Source organism: Pseudomonas sp. 3A(2025), assembly GCF_054589175.1.
The window spans coordinates 1-7,494 of record NZ_BAAILM010000003.1 but is presented as its reverse complement, the minus strand read 5'-3'; the positions used below and the strand labels follow the sequence as shown (position 1 = coordinate 7,494).

The following is a 7,494-nucleotide window of genomic DNA, read 5'->3' as shown; positions in this document are numbered from 1 at the left end:
CAGCCCCGCAAACCCACCACCGGGCAATCGATACTTCTTGGTGTGCCGCTTGCGATCACTGTCACGCCGGGCAAGGCCGCCAACGCCTTCCAGCGCTTTGACAATGCGCGCCAGCCCATACCCGCTCGCCGCCTCGATCAGCGCCGGCTTGTTGAACAGGTACAGCCGCCGGTCACCCACCAACTCCCAATACCCCGCGCGGTTATGCACCCGGGTGTCGATCATCGCTTCGTTGATGTCCGAAAACCGGCTACTGCCATGCTTGTCGATAAAGTCCGAAATCCCCGCCAGAATCTGCCGGTCTTCCGCATTACCGCTGCCCACCCGCGCCAGCCACTCTCCATACAGCAACAGACAGTCCGCCAAGGCGCTGCCCGGTACCCAAGGGAGTAACTGGTAGGCAATGGCCATTTCTCCGGCCAGCGCGATCACCGCAAAGCGATCGGCCACCCGCCCGGCCTGTGCGTTGTCCTCCACAAACTGCGCACGAACGCCGGCGAACTCTTGCAGCAGGCCGGGACGATCATCGCTGGTCAGCAAACATTCAACGAAAGCAGGCCCGAGATGGCCGTGATGATTGCTGACCGCCACCGTCAGCGCCCGATGAAAATCAGCCCCGGCCAAGCCATGCAGTTCATCGAACGCCCGGTGCGTGCGTGTGCCGGCATTGACGTCGACCATGCGCAATTCCGAGCCGGCATGGGCGCTGTTGCCGCTGATGGCCGCATGCACAGACAACGAGCGCTCGCCGCTGGACAGTGCCAACAGCCGCCAGCTCAGTTTGCCGCGGGCCTCGCGGTCGCGGGTCATGGTGCCTTTGCCTTGCCCGTTGGCCAGCGAATAAGCCATTTCCTGCACGGACTTGGGGTTGGCCCGCTTGATCTCATCCAGTGGCAACATGGTGTCGTTGCGGCTTGACGCTTCGATCTCCAGCCCGCCCTTGGTCATGTCCCAGCTGGCGGCAAACACGCCCGGATCGCCCCACACCGACGAGCCCACCAACTGCGCCAGCGACTTGCCGCTGGAACTGTCGCCGACCAGATGCACGCCGCCGCCCAAGACGCCCACCAGACTTAAAAGCGGCCCGGCGAGTGCGCAACCGATGGCCAGGGTCAGTACTGGGTTGCCGGCGCAGCGGGCGGCCACTTCGGCTTGCCAGCCGTCCATAGTACTTCGCTGGCTAAACAATAATTGAGTCTTGCCGCTGCTCTGATAGCGCACCTTATCGCTACCGATGGTACGGCCGGGCAATACAAAGGCGCCTGACTCATGCCAGCCCGGCCGGCTGGTGGTGGCGAAGACGCCGGCAGGCTTCTGATCCAGCAGGTACTCCATAAAGGAGCCGCGCTTTTTTAGGCCAATGATCACGCCCATACCGAACAACTGGCGGCGAGCGTCCTCGCCACTGCCGCCGAATACTTCCATGGGAATAATCCATTCCTTGTGCCCATTGTCAGTCAGCAGCCGTAACAGACGCCCTTCGCTACCGTCGTCGGTATTGGTGGTGCGGGCAGCAACGGTGACTGGCGTGGAGATCCATTCATCGGTGGCGGTGCGGTTCTGTTCGTCTTCTGAGTCCTCATCGCCGGTCAAACGCTTATAGCCATGCCAGTAAACGCCCGGTTTGAGCCGCCGGCCTTTTTCGTTGCTGACCCAATGTTCATATACTGCCCAGCACGGACGATCGGGCGTTATGGCTGGCGCATCAGGATACAGGCTGATGAAGGTAGATTCAGGCGAGGCCATTGGCGCGCCTCCAGATCACAAGGTCGTTGTAATCGGTCAGGTCCAGTGGCGCATTGGCTGGCCAGTCGGGAAAGGTCACTTGGGCACCGGCTGCAACGGCGGCCGCATTGGCAAAGGTACGGCCCGGATTGCCGTCAGTCTGTCGATCATCGTCGCCCGTGATGATGAGTGGCACGTTGGAGTATCGAGCCTTGAGTGCCAGCGCTACCGGCTTGAGGTTGCCGGCATTCATCGCAGCGGCAACGGTATAGCCGCTCTGATGCAATGTGGCAGCGGTGGCCCAACCTTCGCAGATACACAGCGGTTGGTCAGACGTGACGGTGCCCAGTATCGAGTAGCTAGCCTGTACCTTGCCGCCCCTTAAAAAGCGTTTGGAACCGTCCGGTCCAATACGTTGCAGATTGACCAGTTGCCCGTTGGCGTACAGCGGAACCAGCAGCTCATCGTTACGTTGGCGAAGGGTGTAAGGATCAATCTGCTTGGCCACCAGATAAGCATGTTCAGGGTTAGCGCCGGGCGCCTTGCACCACCAACAAAGCGCCAACTCGGCGGCCTGGTACTGACACCGCAAACGCTCTGCATCCCGTCGACGACGTGCCTGTTCGATGTGTTCACGTATCTGCTGGGCTTCTTGATGATCGTGAGGCTGGCGGCTGCACCACGTGTGAGTTTTACCCTCTTTCCAGCTGCCAAACGCGCCAGCAGCAATCGAGTCGATGAACAACACATACCAGCCATTGAGCCGTCCCGGCTTGTCTCCCGGTACATGGAAACGATGAATCTCACCGTCACCTAGTGGAACCCAGTCAAGCGGGCCAAAAGCCGATTGCAGGGTTTCGCGAAATAATACGGTAGCGATTTTCATAAGCCTTCCCTGGCAATTTGTTCGCGGACTTCAGCAGCGGTTTTGTCTCTGGTTTCTATCGCTGAGCCTGACGCGATTATTTGAGTTACTTCGTTTTCCGTCAGGCCAAGGTCGCGCAGGCCCTCAATCCATTGCTGGTAACGGACATGAGCGGTGACCTTGGAATTAGGCCCCTTGGCGCGCAGGCACGCGTTGCACATGTCGTCTGGATGAGGTCGGCTTTGCCAATTGCCCGGCCGTCGATACTCGAACAACCCACACTCGCAGCGGCACAACCACAACGCGCCTTTACCCATGTTGCTTGAGCGATACCAGGCAATGGCGGTCATTTTCCCGCGCCGCTTGCCGGTGTGGTCAATGGCGTAATCAGGCCGTGGAGACAGCTCTGGCAAGGAGTCGATGGCTTTTTTCAGGCAAGCCGAACCTGTTGACGCCGGTGCGCCTTTTTTAGCGTTCATTATTTTTCCGCCGGCCCTTTGGCCCTGGAATACAGATCACCACACGGGCACCTCAGCGGTGCCCGCGATCCCGTTTGGTCAAACGACGCTTCGGTTACGTCGAGGCGATGTCATGCGGGCATGGATCGGTATTCGCGGCCTGTTCCAGGGCGCGAGCGCGGTCCATGTGGTGGTTGTAGCGGGCAATACGGCTGGCGAGCGATGAGTCAGCGTGCAGGGCGCTAAGGGCCATGCGGCGATGCGCCAGAGCGCGACTTTTGAACGGATTGACGGTATGCATGAGTGACTCCAAGTTCAGTATGGAGCTGTCACGATCCTTCCTACGGGATTGGGTGGCAGCTGTGTGCAGGGTAGGAATGCCAGGAAACTTGGAACCCGGCCAGGCCGAGGCCTGCCCACACACAGCCGCCATAACACAGAAAAGCGGGCACAAAAAAAGCGCCTGCAATCGTGATGGGGCGCTACGTGCGCCAAGTTTATCTAACGGGTTCCTACGCCCGACCCATGGGATTGACCACGGATCGCCGAACCATACCGGGCATCACCATTGCGTGCAACTTTGCGTGCGCGTAATGGCTTGCCAGACGCCACGAATCTGTTCCCACCAAAATCCAGGTGGGAACAGAGTGGGAACGCTAACCCCCCGTAAACATTGGCTGTTCCCAGTGTTCCCACTGTTCCCACCGTTTTTGGATTCACAGGAACATGTGTATTGAAGTAGTTCCGAGACTCAAAAATGAAGCAGGATTGCACGCGAACCTGAAATCGGTGGGAACAGTGGGAACGGTGGGAACGCCCAGCAACCACGTGGCTTGCAGCGTTCCCACCTGATAAAAAGAAGTGGGAACAGGTGGGAACACACACTCGTTTTTGAATATAAGTGCGTGGGCAAGCGCGCTACGGGGGTTAATGCCCCCCGCAGGCGATCCGCTTCAGCGGCGAACGAAGATCAGCGAGTGGTCACCAGCTTGTCGGCAGGCTGGGTACGACGACCCAGAACGCCGGCACCGGCCGAAACCAGACCCGAAATCACCAGGGTGATCAGCAGAATCCAGGCGCCTTGCGAGACGCGCTTGGCGGTGACTTCAGCCGCTTCACGGGCTTTTTGCTCAGCCTGGGCTTTCAGCTCCTGATACTTGGCGTAGGCCTGGCGATAGCTGGCCTGGGCCTGATCGACGATCTGGTTGGCTTCGGCATCGGTCTTGTTGCCGCGTGCCTTGATCAGGTTGACCAGGGCCTGGCGGTCAGCGGCATCCCAGGCTTCGTTGCCCTTGGCCTTGATCCGGTCCAGCAGGCCACCGATCTGTTCGTCAGCCTGTTGCGGGTTGTTGACGCTGCGCTCGGCAGTGTTCTGCGCATCCTGAGTGGTGGCCTGAGCCTCCTGTTTAACGTTATCGGGGTTCAGCTCCGGCTTGCCGGTCTGGCGCATGGCCAGTTCGATTTCACTCTGAATGTCATTAAGGTTGAAATCGATGCCCTGTTGTTTCAGTTGATCCTGAATTTTGTCGCCCAGCGCCGGCGCGACCTGCGCCAGACCGCTGCCCACCGCCGACAGGCCGCTGCCGGCCAGATTCAAGCCGCCACGCACCACGCCGGTCACGGCGCTGGAGACCAGGTAGACGGTGATCAAGGACACCGAAGCCCAGACCAGCAAGCCGTGAAAGGCGCCTTCACGCTGGGCCAGACGCCCGGCAGCCCAGCCACCAATGAACAGCGAAATGACCGCACTGACCACCACCCAGATACCGGCACCGGTGCCCAGCCCGGACACGGGATTAGCCTCTTGCATCGGATCGATACTGGCACTGCCAATGGCGGTCCCGAGCACGTTAAGTAACAACGACACCACAAGGGCCAGTACGACGCCGGCGAGAATGGCACTCCAGGAAATACGTTTGAGTAATGGCGCCACAGTGTTGTGCGTGGCGTAGTCAGGCGCGGCGTATCCAGCCGTCGAAGTGCGGTCGTCACGAATCATGGTGTTCATCCTTCAGGCAATGGCAGGGACACCCAAGTAGTGGTGTACATAGCAATGACTCGTGCAGGACGCCGGAAGTTTGAAATTTATTCCGAATAAATACACAGGTGCAAAAGTTGTTAAAAGTTCGGTACACCTGCTTAAAAAAGAGCACTGAAAGTGCCTGTTTTTTTACCGGTTATATGGGAACCGGCGGGTCATGTTAGGATCGCGATTTTTCCGCCACTCTTCATCAGGGCCATCATGCAACCTCACTCCACGCTCACCGTAGTGCCTGTCAATCGCCCACTGACCGGTCGGGTCAGCCCGCCGGGTTCCAAATCCATCACCAACCGTGCACTGCTGCTGGCGGGCCTGGCCAAGGGCACCAGCCGCCTGACCGGCGCGCTCAAGAGCGACGACACGCGGGTGATGTCCGAGGCCCTGCGGTTGATGGGCGTGCAGGTCGATGAGCCGGATGACAGCACCTTTGTGGTCACCAGCAGCGGCCACTGGCAGGCGCCGGGCCAACCGCTGGTGCTGGGCAATGCCGGTACCGCCACACGCTTTCTGACCGCGGCCCTGGCCAACTTCGACGGTGAGTTCGTGGTCGATGGCGACGAATACATGCGCAAGCGCCCCATCGGCCCGCTGGTCGATGCTTTGCAGCGCATGGGTGTCGAGGTCAGCGCACCGACCGGTTGCCCGCCAGTGGCGATCAAGGGCCGTGGAGGCCTGGCGGCCGGGCGTATCGAAATCGACGGCAACCTGTCCAGCCAGTACGTGTCGGCGCTGCTGATGGCCGGTGCCTGCGCGCAAGGCCCGATTGAAGTGGCGCTGACCGGCAGCGAGATCGGTGCACGTGGCTATGTCGACCTGACCCTGGCGGCGATGCAGGCCTTTGGCGCTGAAGTTGAAGCCATCGGTGAGTCGGCCTGGCGAGTGTCGGCCACCGGCTACCGCGCCACCGACTTTCACATCGAGCCCGATGCCTCGGCGGCCACTTACCTGTGGGCGGCCCAGGCACTGACCGGCGGCAGCATCGATCTGGGCGTGGCGACAGATGCGTTCACCCAGCCTGATGCGCTGGCCAGCCAGATCATCGAGCGCTTCCCGAACATGCCGGCAGTGATCGACGGCTCGCAGATGCAGGACGCCATTCCGACGCTGGCCGTACTGGCCGCGTTCAACAACCAGCCGGTGCGCTTTGTCGGCATTGCCAACCTGCGCGTCAAGGAATGCGACCGCATTCGTGCGCTGTCCGATGGCCTGCGGGCTATTGATCCGGCACTGGCAGTGGAAGAGGGCGACGACCTGCTGGTCAACGCCAACCCGGCGCTGGCCGGGCGTACGGTCGATGCGCTGATCGACACCCACTCCGACCACCGCATCGCCATGTGCTTTGCTCTGGCAGGCCTGAAAGTCGCCGGTATCCGCATTCTTGACCCGCTGTGCGTGGGCAAGACTTATCCGGGCTACTGGAAAGCATTGGAATCGCTGGGTGTGGAGTTGCAGTCGTAGGAGCAATGCTGATCAGTTAAGACGGTTTTCGCCAGTATTTCGTCTGGCGCCGAATCCGTGGGAGATCACCCGCCGCCTTGGCGCCGCGCTGTCGCGCAGCAAACATTGGATGTAGGAGGGAGCGGGCGGCGATCCGTCTCTGCCGGAATGCCGGACCATCGCGATCGGCTGCGCAGCAGTCGTAGATTTGCAGCGTTTCGACGATTTCTGTGAGCGCTTCGCGCTCAATCGCCAGCAGAGCTGCCTCCTACAGGTTGGTGTTTTTTTAATTCAATAAAATCAATAAGTTATTTTATGTTTGATGAGAGATCGCCCGTCGCCATGGCGCCGCGCTGTCGCGCAGCAAACATGGGACCTGTAGGAGGGGGCTCTGCCCGCGATCGGCTGCGCTAGCAGTCGTAAAATGTCAGCGTTTCAGAAATGTCTGTGAGCGCTTCGCGCTCAATCGCCAGCAGAGACGGATCGCCGCCCGCTCCCTCCTACAAGTGGTGTTTTTTTAAATTCAATAAAATCAATAAGTTATTTTATGTTTGATGAGAGATCACCCGCCGCCACGGCGCCGCGCTGTCGCACATGAGTTCGTAGGCAGAGAGAGCCACCTTTTTAGGTGGCTTGCCCTCAGCAGTACGCTTCGCGCGGGGCGTATCAAGAGCGACTGCTGGCTTTGTAGCAGGCACCTGCTTTTGACCAATGACGAAATTCAGATGAGTGATCTTGCGACACGTGCGCTTTAACTCGTAATGCACCTGCAACCGGCTGTGCTCGTTAACCTGGCTGACAGCGGGCTCTATGACATACCGACGCAGGTCAGCCATCAACGTGTTGCGCATTCCACGCCACTTGGACACTCAGACCGCTACCATTTGGACACTCGTTCCATGCTCACTTGGACACCTGATCCACGTCCATTTGGACAGGCAGTCGGAGCGCAGCGACGCAGGTCTGCA

General features: G+C 59.8%; 7 protein-coding genes. 1 reads left to right on the top strand and 6 read right to left on the bottom strand.

What is annotated here, in order from left to right:
* From ACYP2A_RS00980 to ACYP2A_RS00960, 5 genes are all read right to left on the bottom strand, one after another.
* Positions 1-1,746, bottom strand: a 1,746-nt coding sequence (locus ACYP2A_RS00980; RefSeq protein ID WP_459741925.1) for a DUF927 domain-containing protein, incomplete at its 3' end; no start/stop codon positions are given.
* The gene (locus ACYP2A_RS00975) at positions 1,733-2,611 is read right to left on the bottom strand and encodes a toprim domain-containing protein (protein ID WP_459741924.1); all 879 of its coding nucleotides are present in this window, start codon (positions 2,609-2,611) and stop codon (positions 1,733-1,735) included. The genes ACYP2A_RS00975 and ACYP2A_RS00980, both read right to left, overlap by 14 nt.
* A complete protein-coding gene (locus ACYP2A_RS00970) occupies positions 2,608-3,069 on the bottom strand; it encodes a hypothetical protein (RefSeq protein ID WP_459741922.1) in 462 nt (153 codons plus the stop codon). Before ACYP2A_RS00970 ends, ACYP2A_RS00975 begins: the two co-directional genes overlap by 4 nt.
* A 94-nt stretch (positions 3,070-3,163) precedes the next feature.
* Positions 3,164-3,349 carry a hypothetical protein gene (locus tag ACYP2A_RS00965; RefSeq protein WP_459741921.1) on the bottom strand — a complete coding sequence of 62 codons (186 nt, stop codon included), beginning with the start codon at positions 3,347-3,349 and terminating at the stop codon, positions 3,164-3,166.
* Positions 3,350-4,018: 669 nt separating this feature from the next.
* Entirely contained in the window at positions 4,019-5,047 is a 1,029-nt protein-coding gene (locus tag ACYP2A_RS00960) for a YrzE family protein (protein WP_459741919.1), read from the bottom strand.
* A 243-nt stretch (positions 5,048-5,290) separates the two neighbouring features.
* Here ACYP2A_RS00960 and aroA point away from each other — a divergent pair, with 243 nt between their 5' ends.
* Positions 5,291-6,547, top strand: a complete 1,257-nt coding sequence (gene aroA, locus ACYP2A_RS00955) for a 3-phosphoshikimate 1-carboxyvinyltransferase (protein WP_459741917.1) — start codon at positions 5,291-5,293, stop codon at positions 6,545-6,547.
* Positions 6,548-7,071: 524 nt separating this feature from the next.
* Here the strand turns inward: aroA and ACYP2A_RS00950 are convergent.
* Entirely contained in the window at positions 7,072-7,377 is a 306-nt protein-coding gene (locus ACYP2A_RS00950; protein WP_459741915.1) for a hypothetical protein, read from the bottom strand.
* Positions 7,378-7,494 lie beyond the last annotated feature (117 nt).